General features: G+C 67.8%; 23 protein-coding genes. 16 read left to right on the top strand and 7 right to left on the bottom strand.

Features of this window, described 5'->3' with window-relative positions; genetic code table 11:
• The first annotated feature begins 5 nt into the window (after positions 1-5).
• The 6 genes from ACFVJ5_RS28450 to ACFVJ5_RS28425 all read left to right on the top strand — a co-directional run bounded on the left by ACFVJ5_RS28450 (position 6) and on the right by ACFVJ5_RS28425 (position 5111).
• The gene (locus ACFVJ5_RS28450) at positions 6-932 is read left to right on the top strand and encodes an ABC transporter ATP-binding protein (protein ID WP_379224703.1); all 927 of its coding nucleotides are present in this window, start codon (positions 6-8) and stop codon (positions 930-932) included.
• The gene (locus ACFVJ5_RS28445) at positions 929-1741 is read left to right on the top strand and encodes an ABC transporter permease (RefSeq protein ID WP_379224701.1); all 813 of its coding nucleotides are present in this window, start codon (positions 929-931) and stop codon (positions 1739-1741) included. Before ACFVJ5_RS28450 ends, ACFVJ5_RS28445 begins: the two co-directional genes overlap by 4 nt.
• Complete coding sequence (locus ACFVJ5_RS28440) at positions 1741-2883, top strand: sensor histidine kinase (RefSeq protein ID WP_379224699.1); 1143 nt, start codon at positions 1741-1743, stop codon at positions 2881-2883. The genes ACFVJ5_RS28445 and ACFVJ5_RS28440 overlap by 1 nt, the downstream gene beginning before the upstream one ends.
• Entirely contained in the window at positions 2880-3500 is a 621-nt protein-coding gene (locus tag ACFVJ5_RS28435) for a response regulator (RefSeq protein WP_379224697.1), read from the top strand. The genes ACFVJ5_RS28440 and ACFVJ5_RS28435 overlap by 4 nt, the downstream gene beginning before the upstream one ends.
• Before the next feature lie 51 nt (positions 3501-3551).
• Entirely contained in the window at positions 3552-4505 is a 954-nt protein-coding gene (locus ACFVJ5_RS28430) for a VWA domain-containing protein (protein ID WP_379224695.1), read from the top strand.
• 117 nt (positions 4506-4622) lie between these two features.
• Complete coding sequence (locus ACFVJ5_RS28425) at positions 4623-5111, top strand: FBP domain-containing protein (RefSeq protein ID WP_379224693.1); 489 nt, start codon at positions 4623-4625, stop codon at positions 5109-5111.
• A gap of 163 nt (positions 5112-5274) precedes the next feature.
• On the opposite strand, the gene ACFVJ5_RS28420 is transcribed toward ACFVJ5_RS28425, so the two are convergent.
• A complete protein-coding gene (locus ACFVJ5_RS28420; RefSeq protein ID WP_101469239.1) occupies positions 5275-5547 on the bottom strand; it encodes a hypothetical protein in 273 nt (90 codons plus the stop codon).
• A gap of 205 nt (positions 5548-5752) precedes the next feature.
• Here ACFVJ5_RS28420 and ACFVJ5_RS28415 point away from each other — a divergent pair, with 205 nt between their 5' ends.
• Positions 5753-6043, top strand: a complete 291-nt coding sequence (locus ACFVJ5_RS28415) for a hypothetical protein (protein WP_378637732.1) — start codon at positions 5753-5755, stop codon at positions 6041-6043.
• On the opposite strand, the gene ACFVJ5_RS28410 is transcribed toward ACFVJ5_RS28415, so the two are convergent.
• A complete protein-coding gene (locus tag ACFVJ5_RS28410; RefSeq protein WP_379224691.1) occupies positions 6040-7899 on the bottom strand; it encodes a TerD family protein in 1860 nt (619 codons plus the stop codon). The two genes, ACFVJ5_RS28415 and ACFVJ5_RS28410, sit on opposite strands and share 4 nt — an antisense overlap.
• Positions 7900-8178: 279 nt before the next feature.
• Here ACFVJ5_RS28410 and ACFVJ5_RS28405 point away from each other — a divergent pair, with 279 nt between their 5' ends.
• Positions 8179-8673 carry a hypothetical protein gene (locus ACFVJ5_RS28405; RefSeq protein WP_379224689.1) on the top strand — a complete coding sequence of 165 codons (495 nt, stop codon included), beginning with the start codon at positions 8179-8181 and terminating at the stop codon, positions 8671-8673.
• A gap of 66 nt (positions 8674-8739) precedes the next feature.
• Here ACFVJ5_RS28405 and pabB read toward each other — a convergent pair whose 3' ends face one another.
• On the bottom strand, positions 8740-10800 hold the full coding sequence (gene pabB, locus ACFVJ5_RS28400; protein WP_379224687.1) for an aminodeoxychorismate synthase component I: 2061 nt from the start codon (positions 10798-10800) through the stop codon (positions 8740-8742).
• 70 nt (positions 10801-10870) lie between these two features.
• Here pabB and ACFVJ5_RS28395 point away from each other — a divergent pair, with 70 nt between their 5' ends.
• The 3 genes from ACFVJ5_RS28395 to ACFVJ5_RS28385 all read left to right on the top strand — a co-directional run bounded on the left by ACFVJ5_RS28395 (position 10871) and on the right by ACFVJ5_RS28385 (position 13765).
• The gene (locus ACFVJ5_RS28395; RefSeq protein ID WP_379224686.1) at positions 10871-11935 is read left to right on the top strand and encodes a phosphotransferase family protein; all 1065 of its coding nucleotides are present in this window, start codon (positions 10871-10873) and stop codon (positions 11933-11935) included.
• 70 nt (positions 11936-12005) lie between these two features.
• The gene (locus ACFVJ5_RS28390; RefSeq protein ID WP_379224684.1) at positions 12006-12530 is read left to right on the top strand and encodes a DinB family protein; all 525 of its coding nucleotides are present in this window, start codon (positions 12006-12008) and stop codon (positions 12528-12530) included.
• 104 nt (positions 12531-12634) lie between these two features.
• Positions 12635-13765 (top strand): NDMA-dependent alcohol dehydrogenase, encoded by a 1131-nt coding sequence (locus ACFVJ5_RS28385; protein ID WP_379224682.1) that lies wholly within the window; start codon positions 12635-12637, stop codon positions 13763-13765.
• On the opposite strand, the gene ACFVJ5_RS28380 is transcribed toward ACFVJ5_RS28385, so the two are convergent.
• A complete protein-coding gene (locus tag ACFVJ5_RS28380) occupies positions 13766-14122 on the bottom strand; it encodes an iron chaperone (RefSeq protein WP_379224680.1) in 357 nt (118 codons plus the stop codon).
• A gap of 10 nt (positions 14123-14132) precedes the next feature.
• Positions 14133-14810 (bottom strand): zinc ABC transporter ATP-binding protein AztA, encoded by a 678-nt coding sequence (gene aztA, locus ACFVJ5_RS28375; RefSeq protein WP_379224678.1) that lies wholly within the window; start codon positions 14808-14810, stop codon positions 14133-14135.
• Between the two features lie 48 nt (positions 14811-14858).
• Here aztA and aztB point away from each other — a divergent pair, with 48 nt between their 5' ends.
• From aztB to aztD, 3 genes are all read left to right on the top strand, one after another.
• A complete protein-coding gene (gene aztB / locus ACFVJ5_RS28370; RefSeq protein ID WP_379224676.1) occupies positions 14859-16973 on the top strand; it encodes a zinc ABC transporter permease AztB in 2115 nt (704 codons plus the stop codon).
• 62 nt (positions 16974-17035) lie between these two features.
• On the top strand, positions 17036-17998 hold the full coding sequence (gene aztC, locus ACFVJ5_RS28365; protein WP_379224674.1) for a zinc ABC transporter substrate-binding protein AztC: 963 nt from the start codon (positions 17036-17038) through the stop codon (positions 17996-17998).
• 26 nt (positions 17999-18024) lie between these two features.
• Positions 18025-19185 (top strand): zinc metallochaperone AztD, encoded by a 1161-nt coding sequence (gene aztD / locus ACFVJ5_RS28360; RefSeq protein WP_379224672.1) that lies wholly within the window; start codon positions 18025-18027, stop codon positions 19183-19185.
• A 78-nt stretch (positions 19186-19263) separates the two neighbouring features.
• On the opposite strand, the gene ACFVJ5_RS28355 is transcribed toward aztD, so the two are convergent.
• The gene (locus ACFVJ5_RS28355; protein WP_379224670.1) at positions 19264-20460 is read right to left on the bottom strand and encodes a serine hydrolase domain-containing protein; all 1197 of its coding nucleotides are present in this window, start codon (positions 20458-20460) and stop codon (positions 19264-19266) included.
• 39 nt (positions 20461-20499) lie between these two features.
• Here ACFVJ5_RS28355 and ACFVJ5_RS28350 point away from each other — a divergent pair, with 39 nt between their 5' ends.
• Both ACFVJ5_RS28350 and ACFVJ5_RS28345 read left to right on the top strand, forming a co-directional pair.
• Complete coding sequence (locus tag ACFVJ5_RS28350; protein ID WP_379224668.1) at positions 20500-21315, top strand: serine hydrolase domain-containing protein; 816 nt, start codon at positions 20500-20502, stop codon at positions 21313-21315.
• Positions 21316-21418: 103 nt separating this feature from the next.
• A complete protein-coding gene (locus ACFVJ5_RS28345) occupies positions 21419-21955 on the top strand; it encodes a DUF3145 domain-containing protein (RefSeq protein WP_378639037.1) in 537 nt (178 codons plus the stop codon).
• Between the two features lie 65 nt (positions 21956-22020).
• On the opposite strand, the gene ACFVJ5_RS28340 is transcribed toward ACFVJ5_RS28345, so the two are convergent.
• The gene (locus ACFVJ5_RS28340) at positions 22021-22392 is read right to left on the bottom strand and encodes a nitroreductase family deazaflavin-dependent oxidoreductase (RefSeq protein ID WP_379224666.1); all 372 of its coding nucleotides are present in this window, start codon (positions 22390-22392) and stop codon (positions 22021-22023) included.
• Positions 22393-22428 lie beyond the last annotated feature (36 nt).

Genomic DNA, 22428 nt, shown 5'->3' with positions numbered 1-22428 from the left:
AGGGCATGAGAAACACAGACGTCATCACCGCACGCGGGCTGCGCCGAACCTACGGCCGCGGCGACGACGCGTTCGAAGCCGTCAAAGGCGTGGACCTCGAGGTGCACGAGGGGGAGGTGTTCGCGCTGCTCGGAACCAACGGCGCGGGAAAGACTTCCACCCTCGACATGCTGGAAGGACTCATCGCCCCATCGGCAGGCGAGGTCGAGGTCTTCGGCCTCGACCCGCTCCGGCACCGCGACCAGGTCCGCCCGAGGGTCGGCATCATGTTGCAGTCGGGTGGGTTGCCCGCCGAGCTGACCGTCGCCGAGACACTGGAAATGTGGCGCGGAACGTGCACCGCACCGACCACCGCCGACGCCGTCTTGGCGCAGGTCGGCCTGACCGACCGTACCGGGGTGCGGGTCGGCTCGCTGTCGGGTGGTGAGCAGCGCCGCGTCGATCTGGCCTGCGCCCTGCTCGGACAGCCGCGCCTGCTGTTCCTCGACGAACCGACCACCGGCCTCGATCCGGAAAGCCGGCGGGGGACATGGCAATTGCTCGCCGACCTCAAAGCGTCGGGGGTGACGATGGTTCTCACCACGCACTACCTGGACGAGGCCGAAGCGCTCGCCGATCAGATCGCGATCATGCACAAGGGCGCGATCGCGCGCAGGGGCACGCTGCGCGACATCGTCGACGACCATCCGGCGCGGATCGCCTTCGATCACCCCGGCCTGCCCGTGCCGCAGTTCCGCGGCGCCGCCGTCGACGCGCAAGCGCGAGTCACCATCAGCACCAACGATCTACAAGGCCACCTGTTCGAGTTGCTCGGCTGGGCACGCGAAGCAGGTGTGCTCCTGACCGGACTCGAAGCGCGCGCCGCATCCCTGGAATCGGTCTTTCTCGATATCGCCGAGGCAACCACTCCCACCCTGATCGGAGCACGATGACCACCACCTTGCCCGCCGGCGGATTTCGCCGTCGACCACTCACCGCGCTCGCCACAGCGGAGTGGCTGCAATTCCGGCGCAACAAGACTCTCGTCTACATGGCGACGGTGTTCCCGATCGGAATTCCGCTGGCCACCTTCTTCATCGCCCGCAAAGACGCCGAGCCGACAGCGGCGATGGCAGCGGTGACCTTCGAATTGCTGGCGCTGCTCGCCCTGCTGTTCGTGCAGTACTACTCGGTGCTGTCGATGGTCACCACCCGCCGCAGCGAAGGCGTGCTGAAACGGTTGCGCACGGGCGAGGCCGCCGACTGGCAGATCCAGCTGGCTCCGGCCATCCCGGGCGCCATCATGACGCTCGCGTGCACCGCTGTGATCACCGTGGTGGTCTACGGCACCGGCGCCCCCGCGCCCGTCAACCCACTGGCGATCGTGGTCGCACTCGTCGGCGGGACCGTGCTGTTCTCACTGCTCGCCCTGGCGACCAGCGCGTACACCAAGAACGCCGAGGCCGCGCAGATCACCTCGCTGCCGGTGATGATCATCGCGATGCTCGGCATGTCCTCGATCCGCGGTGTACTGCCCGATCGGCTGGCGCAGGTGGCCGACTGGACCCCCTTCGCCGCCGTCTCCGACCTCATCTCCCTCGGCACGTCGGGCACGCTGTCGGCGTTCGCCGAATCCGACGCCGCGCTCGGCTTCGCCGACACCGTCACCGAATCCGGCCGACCGTTTGCGACACTGGCGCTATGGACCGTGCTGGCGCTCGTGCTGACCCGCAAGAGCTTCCGCTGGGACGACCGCGGGTGATGCGCGCGACCGCCTGGTGGCACGAGCTGTCGGGAGCCGCCAAGTTCCGGCTCTACACCCGGCTCTCGTTCCAGGCGGTGATCGCCGTGCTCGTCGTCGTGCTGGCGGTCAATGCCGAGTCGGTGCCGTCGGTGCTCGGGATCGTCGCCGGTGGCATCGCGGCCGGGTTCGCGTTGGAGGCACAACCCGATTTCGCCACCGTTCCCGGTGTGGTGACACGGCCGCGGATGTTGCCCGTCGCCATCGCGATGCTGGTCGCGCTGTGGGCGATCAGCGGGGTCGTCGCCCGCGTGGCCACCGACGAGGCGACGGTCCTCAGCGCGCGCACGGTGGGCGTATCCGCGGTGTTGATGGCGATCTTCTCCGTCATTCCGTTCACGCGTCACAAGTGGTGGATTCTGGTCGTCCTAAGCGTGGTCACCCCGCTGGTGGTCTTCGGCACCCCGCTCCGTGCGGGCCTTCAGGGCGCGGCGGCGCTGCTGTTCACCGGGGTCTTCGCGATCGTGTTGACGCGGCTCACCGTGTGGGGGCTGGGAATCATCGACGAGTTGGAGCGAACCAAAGGTATCGAGGCGCAACTGCAGGTCGCCGAGGAACGGTTGCGCTTCTCGCGCGACCTCCACGATGTCGTCGGACGCGGCTTCTCGGCCATCGCGGTGAAAAGCGAACTGGCGGTGGCACTGTCTCGAGCGGGCGACCTCGATCGAGCGACCGCGGAAATGGAAGAGGTCAGAACACTGGCGGTCGAATCGATGGGGCAGATGCGCACCCTGGTGCGCGGCTACCGCAATATCGACCTGCGCGGGGAGGTGGCCGGGGCGCGATCACTGCTGTCGGCGGCGGGATGCGCACTCGTCGTCGAGGGTGACGCGGCCAAGGTGCCCGCGGCATTCCATGAAGTCGCGGCCTGGGTGGTCCGGGAAGGCACAACCAATATCGTCGAACACTCGGCGGCGACGACCGCGACCCTCGCACTCGGCGGATCCGGCATGTCGCTGCGCAACGACCGACCGCAGGGCGCGATCGGTGAACGATCCGGGCTGCGCGGCCTCGGCGAACGACTCGCCGCTGTCGGCGCCACGCTCGACATCGCCGGCTCCGGCGACGAATTCGCCCTCGAAATCCATTGGGAGAAGCAGTGATCCCCGTATTCCTCGCCGACGACGAGACCCTCATCCGCGCCGCCATGGCGACGATGCTCGGCCTGGAGCCCGATCTCGAGGTCGTCGCCCACGTCGGCTCCGGCACGGAACTCGTCGCCGCGTGGCGGCGCAGGGCCGAGGACGGCGAGCCGGTCGCCGTCGCGGTCATCGATCTGCAGATGCCGGGTATCGACGGCATCGACACCGCCGTCGAACTGCTCCGAATCACCCCTGGCGCCGGCACGCTGATCGTCACCAGCCATGGCAGGCCCGGCTATCTCAAGCGCGCCCTGGCGGCGGGTGTGCGCGGGTTCCTGCCCAAGACGACCTCCGCGGCGACGCTGGCCGAGGTGATCCGGTCGGTGCACAACGGTGGCCGATACGTCGATCCCGAACTCGCGGCCGAAGCCATCAGCGCGGGCGACACCGTTCTCACCGCTCGCGAGGCCGACGTCCTCGAATTCGCCGCCGACGGCGCCTCCGTGGAGGACATCGCCAAACGCGCACACCTGTCCCCGGGTACCACCCGCAACTACCTGTCCTCGGCAATGACCAAGCTCGGGGTGTCCAATCGCTACGAAGCCGCCCTCAAAGCACGCGAGAAGGGCTGGATCTAGCCCGTATTCGCCTAGGGTGTGGGGCATTACGGTGTGATGAGAGGGATGGCGATGGCTGCTGCGCTGGTCAAAGGGCAGAATGCGGGCTTGGCTTCGGGGGAGGTGGTGCTGTCGGTTCGGGGCGGCGTGGCCGCCGACCTCTCGGCACTGCTGGTGACCGAGGCGGGGAAGGTTCGTTCGGACGCGGACTTCGTCTTCTTCAATCAGCCGCAGGCGCCGGGTGTGCGGCTCCACGGCGTCACCGATCACGGGGTGAGCGTCGACGACGAGCCGGACGTGGTCGCGGAGGTTCGGACCGTTCCCGGCGAGGCGGCGCTGTCGTTCGAGAAGCGGCAGAAGCTGGACATGCGCAAGCGCGAAGTCGTGAAGGTGCTGATCGACAAGAGCGCCTTCGGAGCCAGGGCGCGGGTGGTGCTGGTGATCGACAAGACCGGCAGCATGGAGAAGATGTATCGCGCAGGCACGGTGCATCGGGTCGTCGAGCGAATGATCCCGGTCGCCACGCAACTCGATGACGACGGCGTGCTCGAGGCCTACCTCTACGCGCTCAGCTACGTGAAACTGCCCGATATCACCGTCGAGGGCGGGGAGCAGTGGGCGCACACCTATCTCCACCTCAAGGGCACGCACCAGGGCGTCGACTACAACGCCATCGGCGGCCGCAACGACGAACTGCCGATCATGCGCGCGGTCATCGAAACCCTGACCGAGCCCACCCTCGTGCTGTTCTTCACCGACGGCGGCTTCGCGAAGAAGCGCGAGATCGCGGCCCTGATGCGCGAGGCCGCCCACCTGCCCGCCTTCTGGCAGTTCATCGGCCTCGGCACAGCCAACTTCGGTGTCCTGCGCACCCTCGACGAACTCGACGGCCGAGTCGTCGACAACGCGGGCTTCTTCGCCCTCGACGACATCGACCAGATCAGCGACGCCGAGCTGTACGGCAGGCTGCTCGGCGAGTTCCCCGACTGGCTGCGCGCCGCGCGCACTGCGGGGATCCTCAGCTGACAGCCGGTCCATCGGCTGGGATGCTCGTCACCGGCGGCCGGAAAACAGGTTGTCTCCGCAGGTGGGGATCGTTAGCGTGTCTACCGTTTGCAGTGTGCGGACTGGAAGGATCAACGCATGGAACCCATTACCGAACGCGATATCAGGTCGTCGTTCGTCAACTGTTCGAAGGGCGACGCCAAGCGCTTGAATGTGCCGCGTGACCTCGGCGAACGCCCCTGGGAGGATCTCGACTTCCTCGGCTGGACCGACCCCTCGTACGCGGGGCGCTGTTATATCTCGGTGCCGCGGGAGGACGGGCTGGTCAGCGTCGCGCTGCGGCACGAGACCGGCGGATCGGGCAAGACACAGATGTGCACGATCTGCCTCACCACGCATTCCGGCGGCGGCGTTTCGCTGATGACCGCGAGCAAGACGGGCGAGTCGGGGCGTAAAGGCAACACGGTCGGCAGCTACATGTGCACCGATCTCGCCTGCTCGCTGTACGCGCGCAACAAGAAGCGGCCGTCGATGGGCAGCCGGTATCGCGAGGATCTGACGCCGCAGGAGAAGGTCCAGCGAGTGGTGGAAAACCTGAACGCCTTCGTGGACCGGCTCTACACCTAGCCGACCCGACCCACCGAACGACAGGAGGTAGATGCTGTGCGCCGACACTCGACACGCCGGTAGGCCCGAGTTCTGTTGAACTCCAACAGAACTCGGGTCGATGTGCTCCTAGCCGGTCGAGTCGGCCCGGGCTGATCCGGACCGTCCCGAGCGGAGCAGGAACCTAGAGCATCGCGTTCATGATGGTGCCCGCGCTGGTGGCGACGACGCCGCCGATCATCGCGCCCGCGACCATCTTCGGCGACTCCATGGAGCTGCCGGTCCACTTCTCCCAGGCGAACTTTCCGCCCGCGACAGTGATGGCGATGATGCCGGACAACAAGATGAACCAGGTCAGGTACCTGACCAGCTGCATGATCTTGTCCGCCAGTGGCGGTGCTTCGGGGGTCGGATTGCCGATCTGCGCCAAGGTATCGGTGACGGCGGCCAGGAGCATGGGGTCTCACTCGGTATCTCGGAGGAACGGGACGACGATGAACTCTGCACTGATGGTATCCGGTCATGTGCCACCGTGTCGGCGCCCATCTGACCGTACCGATCGGTTTTGTTGGTGTGCGGGGGGTTCGCGCCCGTATCCTGGACCACGATCGAATACGGCAGGGCTGGAACGCAGTTCGCGTCACGCGATAGGGGAGCAGGCTATGAGCATCATTCTGACGTCGATGGCCGACACCATCACCACGTATGCGCAGATCGGCAATCCCTCGCCGGAAGCGCCTCCGCTGTCGGACAAGATCATGAAGATGGTTCAGTACCTGACCTGGTTCATGATCCTGTCGGGCGTGCTCGCCATCACTGTCGCCGGTGGAAAGTTCGCCTGGGAGAAGTGGAACGGTAGTGCGATGGAGTCGCCGAAGATGATCGCGGGCGCGATGATCGGCGGCGTCGTCGCCACCAGTGGCGGCACCATCATGAACGCGATTCTCGGTTAGATCCGCGCGCCCTTGGCGCGATTGCAGGCCCGGCACAGGATCTGCAGGTTCGTCACGCTCGTCGCACCACCGCGGCTGAGCGGGATGATGTGGTCGAACTCCAGGTAGTGGCCGTCGCCGCATTCGACGCACGCGCCGCCGTCGCGCTGCCACACCTGGGCTTTCACATCCTGGGGGATGCTGCGGCTGTCGAGCTGTCCCGGCGTCAGGACCAGGCGTTTCGATACGCGCAGTGCACCTTCCAACGCTGCCGCCACATAGTCGGGGTCGGCGACGCCGAAGGTCGCGCCGCCGCGCGCCGAAGTCGCCGCGAGCACGACGGTGCCGTGCTCGGGATGCACCGACACCACCCGGTTCCACGGCAGTTCGATGCCGGTACCGTCGCCGACGAAACGCAGCTTCTTGGAACTGCCGATCAGGCGGCCCTCGGTATTGCGTGGGCCGCGCGCGAGCATGCGGATGTGTACGGCGGGCAGATCGAGGTGCACGCGTTCGTCGGGGTCGAGGTGTAGACCGGGAGTGTTGACGGTGGGCAGTTCGCCGGCGCGCAAGCGGGACAGGGTGCGGCCGCGATGCATTCGGCGACGCAGATCGTCGACGATGCCGCCGGACAGTGCCAGCTCGCTGACCACGTGTTCGAAGGCGTCCAGTTCCTCGGCGAACACCTCACCGTCGGCGAAGGCGAAGGCGACCATCCGCTCGACCTGGGTCAGACCCGCCTCGCGCAGCAGTGTTCGGCCGCGCTCCTCGTCGATGCGCTGGAAGCGCAGAGCGGCCCACACCTCGGTCCATTCCACCGACATAGTGCCGGGGCCCGCGAGGACGCGCCTGGCCCGGTTGCGCCAGTGCGTGAGGAACTCCTCGATTTCGGCGGCACAGTTCTTGCACGGTCCGTGACCGCCGAACAACTTGCGCCGTAAGGGGTTACCACAGCGGGTACAGCGGGTTCGGTGGTCGTGGATGTGCGGGTGGACGCTCGAGGTCCACTCGTCCCCGTCCCACCAGCGGAGTCGATCGGGGGTTTCCGGGTCCGGGTGCCAGTCGGCGACCTCCGGGTCGACCGGTGGTGGGGGCGGCACGTCGATGACGCGGCGGGACAGGGCCGGTGGGCGCGACGACGCCGGTCCGTCGTGGCGCGATGCGGCTGGATCCGCAGATCCAGGGGACGACGCCCAGTTCGCCCGGTGATCGGCGTCGGGCAGATCGGCGGCAGACGCCGACGCGTCGTGTCGTGACGGCACACTCGCGAACCGTGCGCGATCGGCGGCGCGGGCGGCGTCGGTGGGTGCCCCATTCGGGCGCGCGGGCACCCGCGAGCTGTCGTCGGGTGTGCTGCCGGGGCGTCCGGTGGTGGGCTCGTCGACCGTGACCCCGAATTCACTGGCAAGTCCGGCCAGTCCGCCCGACCAACCCTGGCCGATCGCGCGGAACCGCCACTGGCCGTCGCGGCGGTAGAACTCGCCGAACATCATCGCCTGGACGTCTTCGATGCCGTCGATGGTGAACTGGGCGATCGGGCCGTCGGCGGCGTGCACGGTCAAGGTGAGGTCGAGGAGTTGGTCGAAGGTGGCGTCGTCGAGGGACGCGCTGACGACGATGCGCGCCACGTCGGGTTCGGTGCGGGGCAGTGAGATGCTCAGGCGCGCGGTGCCGGGGGCGGGCTCCTGGTCGAGAGTCACCGCCTGGGAAGCATGTCGGGGCGCGTTGAAGAAGACGAAATCCCGGTCGGCGCGGACCAGGCCCGACTCGGTGACCAGCAGGGCGTGCGCGTCTACGGTATGCGCTGACCGCCATGAAACGACCACGGCGAGAAGCGATGTCGGGACCGGCGCGTGCGCACCCTTGCGTAGTTCCATGGTGCTCGCATGATGTCATGGGGGTCCGACAGAGTTTATTCGAGCGCTGGCGCGCTCGAGTTCGCGGCCCCGCCTGTCCCGCTGTTCAGGCACCGTTGCTTGCTCCTTCGTCGCCTACGCAACGGCACCTGAACAGCGGGACGGCCGCGAACCGCCGCTTCGCGGCGGACCCTCCTCGAGGTCGGGTCGTGCGGGGCCGGGAGTGTTCTACGTCGGACACGGAGGTGAGCGGGGGTGCGGTTCCCTGCGTAGGGGGCGTGGGTGCGGCACAGTGGTGTCATGACGAACCCGAGGAAGCGGGGACGCGCGGAGGACGTTGCTCCGGCGACGCAGGCGCGGAAGGTGCCGGGGGCGGATTTGCTGTCGGCGGCGCAGGCGGCGGTGGGGGCGGCGCAGACTGCGGCGGGGCAGGCCATCGATGCTGCTCAGCAGACTGCGGGGTATGCCTTCGATGCGGCGGTTCGGTTGCCGCCTGCGTCGGCGCAGCTGGCCGCGCAGTTGCCGGATCTGGTGGAGAACCTGTCGATCGCGGTCGATCGGCTCAACAGCACGATCGATCGGCTCGATCGCACGTTGGCGCTGGCTGATCCGGTGTTCGCCACCTATGACCGGTTGTTGCCACGGCTCGAGGCGATGATCTCCCTGGGTGAGGACGTGTTCGGCGCGGTGGCGAAGCTGCCCGGTGTCGGGCTGCTCGGGCGGATCACCGGGCGTGGGGGCGAGGAGCCCGCACCGGAGCCGGAGCCGGACAAACGCGGCCGTCGGCGACGCTGATTCCTCGAAGGTCGTCCGATCCGGCAGCGATGTGGCCCAATCGGTGTCGCCGCGGGTGCGTCGAACTCACGTTTCGGGAGTCAGAGCCCGGAATGTCGCCGCCGCCTTGAGCACCATCTCCGCGTACTCGTCCTCGGGATCGGAATCGAGGACGATCGCGCCGCCCGCGCCGATCCGCCACTCGTCGTCGTAGCGGACGGCCGTGCGGATGACGATGTTGAGGTCGGCGGTGCCGTTCAGGCCGAGGAAACCGATGGTGCCCGAATAGATGCCGCGTGCTTGGGTTTCCAGTTCGTCGAGAATCTCCATGGTCCGCAGCTTCGGCGCGCCGGTCATCGAACCGCCCGGGAAGCAGGCGCGCAGGCAGTCGATCACCCCGGCGTCGGGAAGCAGCGTGCCACGCACGGTCGACACCAATTGGTGCAGGGTGGAATAGGTTTCGGTGTCCATCAGCTTCGGGACGTGCACCGAACCCACTTCACAGACGCGGCCGAGGTCGTTGCGCAACAGGTCGACGATCATCAGGTTCTCGGCCCGGGTCTTCGGGTCGTCGGCCAGCGCGCGACGCAGGCGCTCGTCCTCGTCGGCGGTCCGTCCACGCGGGGCGGTGCCTTTGATCGGCTTGCTCTCGACCACCCGGTCCCGGTCGATCTTCAGAAACCGTTCCGGCGAGGAACACGCCACATCCAGACCGTCGAAGCGCAGGTACGCGGCGTACGGCGCCGGATTGCAGCGGCGCAGTCGCCGGTAGAAGGCGAATCCGTCCTCGGGCGCCGCGGCGACGGCGACCGCGTCGGTCAGGCAGATCTCGTAGGACTCGCCCGCGTGCAGCCGGTCCTGACACACCGCGATGTCGGCGAGGTAGCGGTCGCGGCCACGCACCAGATTCGCCTGCACGGCGTCGGGATCGGCGGGCACGGGCAGGTCGGCGGGATTGACCCAGGTGGGGAGATCGTCGAGAGATTCGGAAGTCTCGCGCAGCCACTGCTCGGCGTCGCTCTCGGTGGCGGGTTCGCACAGGGCGAGCAGGTGGGTTCGCCCTGCCTCGTGGTCGACGACGATCAGCCGGTCGGCGAAGATCCACTGGGCATCGGGGGTGGGGGAGCGGTGCGCGATGTTCGCACCGCAGTCGGCCTTCACCTCGTAACCGAGATAGCCGACGTAGCCGCCCGCGAAATCGAAGGGCAGCGGCGGCGTCTCGCAGTGCCGCGCCCGGAGTTCGCGATCGAGATAGTCCAGGACCGTGCCCGCGACGGTACGGGTGCCCTCGATGTCCGTCACGGTGACGCGGGCGTCGCCGACCCGGTAGCCGACGATTTCGGCATGCGGTCCGCTCGCGTCGCCGAGGAAGGAGAACCGGTCCAGACCGGGTTCGACGTGCTCACTGTCGAGCCAGAACGCACTCGGAGCGTCGGCGCAACGGCGCAGGAAGATCGCTTCGGTGTCGATCGCGCGTTCGATCACCTTGTGCCGCAAGCGGAACGAGCGTTCGTGTGACACGGGCGCCACGACGGCGGGTCCGCGCACGACCACCGGCGCGGCTACCCGCGTGCGCGCTTTGGTGAGATCGGCGAAGTTGCGTAGCAGCGCGGCGCCGAATTCGCTCGACACCGACTCGGGGTGGAACTGCACACCCCACTGTGGCCGCTCCCGATGGCGCACCCCCATGATCACCCCATCGCTGGTCGACGCGGTCACCTCGAGCGAAGCGGGCAGCGGCTCCCGCGCCGCGAGCGAGTGGTAGCGGACCACGGTGAAGCCCTGCGGCAGACCGGCGAACAGATCCCGATCGTCATGGGTCACCTGATCGAGAAAACCGTGCCTGGCCTGCGGCGCGCGTTCCACTGTTCCGCCCGCGCCGAGCACGATCCCCTGATGGCCGAGGCATACGCCGAGCAGCGGCAGATCGGTCTGCGCGATCAGCGCTGTCGACACCCCCATGTCGCGGGCGCGGTCCGGGCGGCCGGGTCCGGGCGAGATCACCACATTGTCGAACTGATCCAGGTCGAAGGAGCCGTCGGCCTCGTCGTTGCGCACGACGGTCGGCTCGCTCCCGTTGACCTCGCTGATCAGCTGATAGAGGTTGTAGGTGAACGAGTCGTAGTTGTCGATCAAGAGCGTGCGCATCGTGGCAGAAACATTACGCCGGGCGTGCGCGTGCGCATTCCCGCGCAGTCCCCGCCGATCTCCGGGCACAATGTGCGGCATGGCTGTTTCTCAACCTGTCGATGTTGATCCGGCGATCGCCGATTTCGCGGCGATCGGGCGGTGGATGGACGAACAGGGCTTGCCCGGGACGGAATTCGACGCGGTCACCGCGCTCGGCGGCGGCACCCAGAACGTGATGCTGCGCTTCACCCGGGGCGGGCGCGAGTACGTGCTGCGGCGCGGGCCCAAGCATCTGCGCGCCAAGAGCAACGAGGTGATCGGCCGGGAATCACGACTGCTGCGCGCGATCGCCGACACCGAGGTGCGCTCGCCCCGGGTGATCGCCGCCTGCGACGACGAGTCGGTGATCGGCGCGGTGTTCTATCTGATGGAGCCCATCCGTGGCTTCAACCCGCAGACGGAACTGCCCGAATTGCACGCGGGTGATCCCGAGATCCGCCGCCAGATGGGTCTGTCCGCGGTCGAGGCCATCGCCCGGCTGGGCTCCCTCGACTACCAGGCGCTCGGCCTCGACGACTACGGCCGTCCCGCGGGTTTCCTCGAGCGGCAGGTGCCACGCTGGCTGCGCGAGCTCGACTCCTACAACGCCAACGAGGGCTACCCAGGCTCGCAGATCCCCGGTGTCGAGCGGATCGGCGACTGGCTCGAGCGGCACCGGCCGACGGACTGGACGCCCGGCATCATGCACGGCGACTGCCACCTGGCGAACATGATGTTCGACTACGACGGCCCCGAGGTGGCCGCGATGGTCGACTGGGAGATGTCGACGATCGGCGATCCACTGCTCGACCTGGGCTGGCAGCTGGCGACCCGGCCCGAGCCCGGCACCGTTGGCGCGGGCCTGATGGGCACCCTCGGTACCGTCGGCGGTCTGCCGACCGAAGCGGAGATGATCGAGCACTACGGCAAGTTCTCCGACCGCGATCTGAGCGCCGTCACCTGGTACACCGTGCTGGCCTGCTTCAAGCTGGGCATCGTCCTCGAGGGCACCTACGCGCGGGCGTTCGCGGGTAAGGCGCCGAAACCGGTCGGCGACTTCCTGCACGCGGTGACGCTGGAACTCTTCGAGCAAGCGGACCAGCTCGCCGAGTGATGCCGGATCTCGCCGATAGTTGGCTCGATATTGATGGAGCACAAGAAGAGGACATTCTAGGCTGACTTCCATGATCGTCCCCGACACCAAGAACTGGACCTGGGTCCTCGAACGCGCCTGCTCCGAGTGTGGATTCGATGCCGAGGCCACCGCGTACTCGGCCGTCCCCGCGGTGGTTCTCGACAGCGCCACCCGGATCGGCTCGGCGCTCGAACGCGACGACGCCCGAGTGCGTCCCGACGAGCTGACCTGGTCGGTCCTCGAATACGGTGCGCACGTGCGCGATGTGTGCCGGATCTTCGACACCCGGCTCGCGCTGATGCTCGACGGTGACGGTGTCGAGGCGCCCAGGTTCGAGAACTGGGATCAGGATGCGACCGCCGTCGCCGATCGCTACGACCAGCAGGACCCCGCCGTGGTCGCTCGGGAGTTGGCGCTCGCCGCCGACCGTGTGGCTGCCGCGTTCGGTGCGGTGCCCGCCGATCGGCTCGATCTGCGGGGCGCGCGCAGCGACGGTTCGCTGTTCACCGTCACCTCGCTGGGTCGGTACTTCTTGCACGACCTCGTGCACCACGTCCATGACGTGCGCGGATAGAAATCTCTCGAATATTTTCTAGAACGTGTTTCAGAAACCGGTGATTTGTGGCTAGGGTGAGTGCAGTCACAACGAGGCACGAGCTTGGCGAGAGGTCTACCGGCATGAAGACGAAGGGCGCGATCCTGTGGGGCACCGACCAGGAATGGTCGGTCGAGGAGATCGAGGTCGGCGACCCCGTCGCCGGTGAAGTGCAGATTCGGATGGAAACGGCGGGCATGTGCCACTCCGACCATCACATCGTCACCGGCGCGACGCCGATGCCGTCCTACCCGGTGATGGGTGGGCACGAGGGCGCGGGTGTGATCACCAAGCTCGGCCCGAACTGTCCGGCCGACCTGGCCGTGGGCGACCACGTCATCCTGTCGTTCATCCCCGCGTGCGGCCGCTGTCCCTCGTGCGTCGCGGGCAACATGGCGCTGTGCGACCTGGGCGCCGGACTGCTGATGGGGCAGGCGATTTCGGACGGCACCTACCGCATCCAGGCGCGTGGCGAGAATGTCATCCCGATGTGCCTGCTCGGCACGTTCTCCCCGTATATGACGGTGCACCACACCTCCGTGGTGAAGATCGACCCCACCATCCCGTTCGAGGTGGCGTGCCTCGTAGGTTGTGGCGTGCCGACCGGGTTCGGATCGTCGACCCATGTGGCACAGGTGCAGCCGGGTGAGACCGTGGTGATCGCGGGTATCGGCGGCGTCGGCATGAGCGCGCTGCAAGGGGCCGTGCTCTCCGGCGCGTCGAAGGTTATCGCCATCGACCCGAATCCGTGGAAGCGCGAACAGGCGCAGAAGTTCGGCGCCACCCACACCTACGAGAGCATGGCCGCCGCGATCATGCCGATGATCGAGGCCACCGAGGGGCGGATGGCCGAGAAGGTCATCCTCACCATGGGTGAGATGCATGGCGACTACATCGAAGAGGGCCTGATCCTCACCGGCAAGGCGGGCACTCTCGTCGTCACCTCGATGGGGCGCATGGACGCCGGCGACGTCAAGATGAACAGCTTCCTGCTGTCGATGTTGCAGAAGACGGTGAAGGGCACGATCTTCGGTGGCGGCAACGCCCGTCAGGACGCGCCGCGCCTGCTCTCGCTCTACAAGGCGGGCCAGCTCAATCTCGACGACATGGTCACGCGCAGCTACTCGCTCGAAGAGATCAACCAGGGCTACCAGGACATGCTGGACGGCAAGAACATCCGCGGCATCATCCGCTTCACCGAAGCCGACTGGTAGTCAGTTCCCGCCGGCCCGCTCGGCGAGACGGACCGCGACCTGAGCGATCAGGTCGTACGGGATCGGTTCGCCGAGTGGGAATTTCAAGGTGCCACGACCCGAGTTGTAGGGCTCGATGGCTTTCTCGAGCGCCTCGTCCCCGTCGGGGACGGGGTACACGCTCACGTGGGACTTCCAGCCCGCGAAGAAGATGAACACCCGGCCGTCGATGGTGGCGGCCGGGATGGCGTAGCTGATCTTCTCGCCGGTGTCGGGCACCGCGCGGTGGATCGTTTCGCGGATCCGCTGCAGGACAGCGCGCTCCGCCGGCGGTTGGGCCGCCAGATAGGCGTCGACGGAGTCGGGTTTCTCGGTCATGTCCTCGACTCTAGGCTCTGACCAGGACTTTCTCCGGACGACCCGCGGCCTTCAGTCGACCGTCCCGCAGTAGGAGGCAGTGGTCTGCCCTGCTCGCCTCATCCAGGTCGTGGGTGGCCTGGACGACAGTCACACCGGCCGCGCTGATCTGCGCCAGGGCCAGGGAGATCTCGGTCTGAGACGCCTCGTCCAAGCCCGCCGCCGGTTCGTCGAGCAGCAGTAGATCGGACTCCTGCGCCAAAGCCTGTGCGAGCAGCGTGCGTTGACGTTGACCGCCCGAGAGGGTGTCGAGCCGCCGGGTCGCCAGATCGGCGAGCTCCATTCGCTCCAGGCAGGTGCGGGCGATCTCGCGATCGGCGCGGGTCAGGCGCCGCCACGGTCCGCGGTGCGCCCAGCGCCCCATCGCGACCACTTCGCGCACCGTGATCGGCAGGGTCGGCGGAATCGCCGTGTGTTGCACCACGAAGGCCGGCCGCCGGGTGGTGGTGCGGTGCACCGTCCCGGCTTGTGCCGTCACGGTGCCGGCGAGAACGCCGAGCAGAGTCGATTTCCCCGAGCCGTTGGGTCCGACGATCGCGGTCACCTGCCCGCGCGGGATCGTGGCCGTCACCTCGTGGAGTACGGGTCGTCGGGCGTAGCCGGCGGTCAGGTGCTCGATCCGGATTGCTGCGTCATCTGTGTGCTGCATCTCACCTCAATTGAAACGATAATCATTTTCAGTATATCGTCTCGCGCTATGGATTGGCTGTTCGCCCCGTTCGAGGTGGCTTTCGTGCAACGCGCGCTGTGGGGTGGGCTGCTCGTGTCGTGCGTGTGCGCCCTCGCCGGGACCTGGGTGGTGGTGCGCGGCATGGCATTTCTCGGTGACGCGATGGCGCACGGGATGCTGCCCGGCGTCGCGGTCGCGGCGTTGCTCGGTGGGAACCTGATGCTCGGCGCCGCGATCAGTTGCACCGCCATGGCGGCCGGGGTGTCGCTGCTGAGCCGCGGCAAGCGGTTCGCGCCGGATACCGCGATCGGGCTGTTGTTCGTCGGGATGCTCGCGACCGGGGTGATCATCGTGTCGCGGTCGCAGTCCTTCGCGGTGGACCTGACCGGGTTCCTGTTCGGTGATGTGCTGGCCGTGCGAGCCGTCGACCTGTGGTATCTGGTTGCGGCCCTCGGCGTCGCGCTGGTGGTGGCGGTGCTCGGACATCGCGCGTTCGTGGCGCTGACCTTCGATTCGCGCAAGGCGCACACCCTCGGGCTGCGGCCGAAACAGGCGCACGCGGCGCTGGTGGGGTTGGTGACCTTGGCGATCGTGGCGTCGTTTCATGTCGTGGGGACGCTGCTGGTCTTCGGATTGCTGATCGCGCCGCCCGCCGCCGCGGTGTTCTGGTCGAACCGGGTGCCGGTGGTGATGGCGGTCGCCGCGTTGATCGGTGGGCTGTCCACCGTTGGGGGACTGGTCATTTCGTGGCACGCGGGAACCGCGGCAGGGGCCACCATCGCTGCGGTGGCCGTCGGCTCGTTCTTCGTGTCCGCGCTCATCTCCGCGGTGCGGGAACGGGTCGGTCGGGTGGGCATGGTCGCGCTCGCCGCCGTGCCGTTGGTCGGCTGCGGGGCGACGGAGGTGCCGGTCGTCGAGGAGGCGGCGCCGCACGGGTTCGTCGCGGGTGCGGAGGAGATGAGCGAGGCTCAGACACGCGTGGTCGTCGCCGACGGGGCCGGGGCTGTGCGGGTGATCGATCTGTTGAGCGGGGAGATCACGGCTGTTGACGCGGGTTCAGCGGAAAGTGTTCGAGCGCAACCGCATTCGAGCGCGCCAGCCGGCGCTACGCCGTCGCCGAGCAGTGGCGGCGAGGAGGTGTCGACCGTTGGAGCGGTGGGGGACGGGCGCTTCGCGTACCTGAGTTCGGGTGCGTCGGTCCGGGTCGTGGACAGCGGGGCGTGGACCGTCGACCACGGCGACCACCGGCACTACTACCGGGCTCCCATCCGGGAGGTCGGTGTTATTGCCGCGGCCGACAGTGGTGCGACTCCCGGGCCCGGCGCCGGAAGCGTTTCTCCCGCACCGGAAGGCGGCGGCGCGGGTGGTCCCGGCGTTGCCGGGGCGTACAGCGATGCTGCCGTCGCGTCGGTGGTGCTGGAATCCGGTGCGTCGATCTTGTTCGATCGTCCGGCGCTGGACGGCGGTGTCGCCCGGGCGCAACGCCGAATCGAGGGCATCGCGGTGCCGTTTGCCGAGCGGATCGTGGTCGCTGACAGTGCGGGTCGAGTCGAGGTGCGCGGGCGTGACGGCGCGGCGGGGCAGGCGCAGGCCGCCACGTGTCCGCAGCCGAAGGGGCAGGCCCTGACCAGGCGCGGAGTTGTTGTCGGTTGTGCCGACGGCGCGCTCGTGGTGGCACAGCGCGAGGGCGATTTCGTCGCCGAGAAGATTCCCTATCCCGCGCAGACCTCGGACCGGGCGAGCGCCTTCACCCATCGCCCCGGCAGCACCACACTGACCGCGCTCGCGGGTCGCGACGGTGTGTGGACGCTCGACATCAGGAAGAAGGCCTGGACTCGAACCGCGATCTCCGACGCGGTCGCGGTGAACACCGCCGGTGAAGGATCGCCGCTGCTGGTGCTCACCCGCGACGGTGTGCTGCACGGCATCGACCCCGTAACCGGCACGCAGACAACGCGGACCGCGCTGATCGCCGGGCCCGTCGAAGGAGATCCGGTGATCAGTGTCGACCCGGAGCGCGCCTACATCAACGACTCTCGGGCGCGCACCGTCCACGAGATCGCCTACAACGACAATCTTCGTGTCGCGCGCACGTTCTCGCTGGACATCGCGCCCTCGCTGATGGTGGAGACAGGCCTGTGAAGCGCGCGCACATCTCTCATGTTCCGCCCTCGAGCCGACAGCGGGAGACTGCCGTCTCGTCGATGCCGTTGCCCCGCTCCGACATTCGTCGTATCACGGGGACGATCCGCCGCGCAGTCCAACTGTTGTTCGCGGCTGCCCTGCTCGTGCCGCTGGTGAGTGCGTGCGGCAGCGGGGCCGAGCGGTCCGGGATCGTGGTGACCACCAATATCCTCGGCGACCTGACCCGGGCCGTTGTCGGTGACACGGTGCCGGTGACGGTGTTGATGCAGGCGGGGGCCGATCCGCATTCGTTCGGTATCTCCGCACGCCGAGCAGCCGAGATCGAGCGAGCCGCGCTGGTGGTGCACAACGGGCTCGGGCTCGAGGAAGGCGTGGCACGGCATGTGGGGGCTGCCGCCACGGCCGGGGTTCCCACCCTCGCCGTGGCCGAGCGGGTGGATCCGATCGCCTACACCTCCGATGAGTCGGCGGGACAACCCGATCCGCACTTCTGGACCGATCCGCGTCGGGTGCGCACGGCCGTCGAGGTGATCAGTGCCGAGGTGCTCGCCCGGGTCGACGGCATCGATGGCGACGCGGTGCGGGCGAACACGCAGCGCTATCTCGGCGAGGTCGACGAGCTGGACCGGTGGATGACCGATCGGTTCGCCGCCGTCCCGGCCGAGCGCAGGCAGTTGGTGACCGACCATCACGTCTTCGGTTATCTCGCACAGCGATTCGGGTTCCAGGTGATCGGCGCGGTGATCCCCAGCGGTACCACCCTGGCCTCGCCGAGCGCCTCCGACCTCGACGACCTCGCGACCGCGATCAGGACCGTCGGCGTGAGCGCGATCTTCGCCGATTCCGCACAGCCCGACCGGCTTTCGCGCGTCCTCGCCGAACACACCGGCCTGCAGGTGCAGGTGATCGCCCTGCACACCGAGTCGCTCACCGCACCCGGTGGCGGTGCGGCCACCTATCTGGAGATGGCTCGCGCCAACACCGAGGCCATCGCCCGTGGTCTATCCGGGCCCAGCACGTAATTCACGCACAAGAGATGGAGCACTACATGAACAGGTCACGGACCACCACCATGGTGGCCATGTCCGCGGCTCTCGCCTCGGCGATGGCGCTGAGCGGTTGCGGCACAGAAGATTCCGGCCACGACCACCAGCACACGCCGGGTGCCGAACCGATCGCCCTCACCTACGACGGCGGAATCTACGTCCTCGACGGCGCGTCACTGGCCCCGCGGGGCGAGGTGAAGATCGACGGTTACAACCGGCTCAACCCGGTCGGGGACGACGATCATCTGATGGTGTCGACCAAGGACGGCTTCCGCGTCTTCGACGCCTACGATGCCGCGTTCACCGGAACCCAGTTCCCCGCCGCCAAGCCGGGCCACGTCGTCCGGCACGCGGGTAAGACGGTGCTGTTCGCCGACGGCTCCGGTGAGGTCACCGTGCTCGATACCGCACAGGTCGACAGCGGTAAGCCGACGGAGGTCTACAAGGCCGCCGCCCCGCACCACGGTGTCGCGATCGAGTTGAGCAACGGGAACATGGTGCTCACCCTCGGCACCGAGGACAAGCGGGTCGGCGTCGTCGCGCTCGACAAGGGCCGCAAGGAGCTCACCCGCAACGAGGACTGCCCCGGTGTGCACGGCGAAGCGGCCGCCCAGGGCGAAGCGGTCGTGATCGGCTGCCAGACCGGCGCCGTCGTCTACCGCGACGGCAGGATCACCAAGGTCACCAGCCCGACCGCCTACGGGCGGATCGGCAATATGTCCGGCAGCGACGCGTCGCCGATCGTGCTCGGCGACTACAAGCAGGACAAGGACGCCGAACTCGAACGTCCGCAGCAGATTTCGCTGGTGAACACCACCGACGGCACGCTGCGGCTGGTCGACATCGGCACCAGCTACACCTTCCGTTCGCTGGCCCGCGGCCCGCAGGGTGAGGCTCTGGTGCTGGGCACCGACGGCAAGATCCACGTCATCGACCCTGTCGCGGGCACGGTGGTTCGCACCATCGCGGTGATCGGCAGCTGGCAGGAGCCGCTCGACTGGCAGGTCGCCCGCCCGAACCTGTTCGTTCGCGACGGCATCGCCTACGTGAGCGACCCCGCGTCCAAGCAGGTACACCGCGTCGACCTGGCCGCCGGAAACATCACCGCCAGCGCCACCCTGGCCGCCACGCCGAACGAGCTGACCGGCGTCACCGCGCACTGATCGAGATCACCACGCTCGCCCGGTGTTCGACTCGCGCAACACCGGGGAGCGTGGTGCTCGTCGGTTCAGATCGTGGACTCAGGCGGCGCACCGCACGACGACCTCGCGCAGGTTACGGCTGCGCACATCGTCGAGGATCGCCATACCGAGGCGGTTCATGCTGTAGCCGAAGCCCACTCCGGTTGTCGGGTCGGCGAATCCGAAGGAGCCACCCAAACCGGTGGTGCCGTACGCGCGCTTGTCCGAGCCGAAGCGGAAGGTGCCGCGCGACTTGCGGAAACCGAGGTGGTAGCGGCTCTTGGTGTGCAGCACCAGGTCGTCGGCGGGCACATCGTCGGCGGTGTCGGCGGCGGCCAGCAGGTCGAGAACGTCCTCGCTGATCGGCAGCACACCGGTGCGGCCCGCGGCGGCGCCGTAGACCTTCGCCAGCGCGCGGGCATTGCCGACACCGTTCATGCCGGGCCATTCGATGTCGAGGAACTCCCGCCGCGCGGCGCGGGCGGGGGCGCCCGGGCGCGGATTGGTCAGTGCCGCGTAGGAATGTCCGCGCTTGGCATAGACCTCACCGCCGATGCGCAGCGGCAGATCGCGCCGCTCGTAGCGCCAGATGTCCCAGCCCTTGGTCGCCGAGAGCTGGGCGACCCGGTCCATCGACTCGGTCTCGGGCAGTCCGATGAACAGATCGGCACCGACCGGGCCCGCGATCTCCTCGGCGAAGAACCGCCCGAGGCTACGGCCCGCCGGATCCACCCGCCGCAGCAATTCGCTCTGATACAGACCCAGCGTGAGGGCGTGATAACCGTGCCGGGTGCCCGGCTCCCACGCCGGCTTCTGCGCGGCCAGCAGCTCGCCGAGGGCGTCGCGGTCGACCAGTTCACGCAGTTTCACGATCCGGTCCAGTCCCGACAGACCGGCCTGATGATCGATCAGCTGACGCACCGTGATGCGCTCTTTGCCGTGCGCGGCGAACTCCGGCCAGTACTTCGCCACCGGCGCCTCGTAGTCGAGCAGCCCCCGCGAGACCGCCGTCGCGAGGGTGAACGCCGACATCCCCTTCGACGAGGAGAACACCGGCACGATCGTGTCGCGCTCCCAGGCCACCTCGCGCTTGCGGTCGCGATGGCCCGCCCACAGGTCGACCAGTGGCTGGTCACCGGAGTAGACGGCGACGGCGGCGCCGATCTCGCCGTGATCGGTGAAGTTGCGGCGGAAGGCGTCGGCGACGGGGCCGAAACCGGCCGCCACGTCGCCGTGGATCGATGGTGCGGGACTCATGGTGTCCACGATCGTAGCCGCGTCTCGTACGCTGCCGATATGCGATCGTTGCAGCAGGTTCAGCACTGGCCGGTCGAGAACGCCGCCGCCGCCGTGGTCACCGCCGACAGTGTGTCGAGCATCGGCGACACCGAGCGGGTGTTCCGGCTCGCCTCGGTCACCAAACCGCTCGTCGCCTACGCCACCCTCGTGGCGCTCGAGGAAGGCGCGGTCGAACTCGACCAACCGGCGGGTCCGCCCGGTTCTACCGTGCGGCATCTGCTGGCCCACACCTCGGGCGTCGCGTTCGCCACTCCCGAAGTTCTCGCCGCGCCCGGGGCCCGGCGCATCTACTCGAGCGCGGGCTTCGAACTGCTCGCCGATTTCCTCACCGACGTGACCGGGATCGAATTTCCGCGGTATCTGCGCGAGGCGGTTTTCGAGCCGCTCAGTATGCGCACGGCGGTCCTCGACGGTTCCGCCGGCCATGCGTGCAGCGCCTCCCTCGCCGACCTCACGCTATTCGCCGCCGAGTTGCTGACGCCTCAATTGATATCTCAGCAAACCTTGGACGAGGCGACCTCGGTGCAATTCCCCGACCGCAACGGCGTCCTCCCCGGATTCGGCTCCCAGCGCCCCAACGACTGGGGATTGGGATTCGAAATCCGCGACGGGAAAACCCCGCACTGGACGGGGACAACCAATTCCGCCCGCACCTACGGGCACTTCGGCCAGTCCGGCACGTTCCTCTGGGTCGACCCGGAAATCCGAGTGGCGACAATCGCGTTGAGCGACGAGAATTTCGGTGACTGGGCCAGAGCCGCGTGGCCGAAATTCAGCGATTCCGTTATCGCAGAGACACATAACACGCAGTAAAGTAACACGCGCAACACCGCACACTTCAGTACACTCGTGCCACGCCAGACCACGACGGGCCGTTGGGGAAGACGTTCCTTGTCGAGGCTGGAGGTGTTGGTAAGTGCGCGCATCGAGTCAGTTCGCTGACGCGACGGCGGGTGTGGTTTACATCCACTCATCGCCTGCCGCGTTGTGCCCTCACGTGGAATGGGCGCTGTCCACCGCGCTGTCGTCCCCCGCGAAATTGCGCTGGAACACCCAACCGGCCGACGGACAACTCCGCGCCAGCAGCGACTGGATCGGCCCCGTCGGCACCGCGGCCCGGATAGCCCAATCGTTGCGCACCTGGCCGGTACTCCGCTTCGAAGTCACCGAGGACCCCAGCGAAGGCGTCGACGGCGAACGCTACAGTTTCGTCCCCACCCTCGGCCTCTGGCACGGATCCACCGGCGCCAACGGTGACGTGATGCTGGGCGAAATGCGATTACGCGCTTTACTCCAAGCCGCCAAAGAACTGGATGTCCACGGAACCTTCGACCTCTCCACCGAACTCGACCGGGCACTGGGCGCACCCTGGGACGAGGATCTCGAGGCCTTCCGTCAGGGGACCGACAATGTCGGCGCGGAAGTCACCTGGCTGCGGCGAGATGTGGGTTGACACCTGATCCGTGCTGCGTCGGAGTCTCGCCGAGTGCTCGGTCGGCCCGAGTCGGCCTTCGGTGATCAGTCGGCGAGGTCCATGCGGAGGAACTCGGTGATGCGGAGGAGTTTCGGTGGGCGGGGGATTTCTGGTGGGAGGGCCTGGAACGCTTCGTCTCTGCCGACGACGCGGGGTGCGGTGAGGGCTACCTCCCTGCCGTCCTTGCGGAGTTGCGCGGTGCCGGCGGCCAGGATGTTCTGTACCCAGTCCGCGGCTGATCCGTAGACGAGGACGAACAGGTAGCCGCCGTCGACGGGGTGGGCGTCGAGCGGGGTGCGGTAGGTCTTTCCCGAGGTGCGGCCGGTGTGGGTGAGCACCGGCCATTTGCCGCCCGCGACAGCGCGGGGGTTGAAGACGCGTTTGTTGATGTGGCCCCACCAAATCGGCATAGGCATGGGGTGCTCCCTTGTTCGGGCCCGGTGTAACTTACA

Source organism: Nocardia sp. NPDC127606 (assembly GCF_042671725.1).
Classification (GTDB): domain Bacteria; phylum Actinomycetota; class Actinomycetes; order Mycobacteriales; family Mycobacteriaceae; genus Nocardia.
The sequence above is the reverse complement of the archived record's forward strand: the minus strand, read 5'-3'. Positions and strand labels throughout refer to the sequence as shown.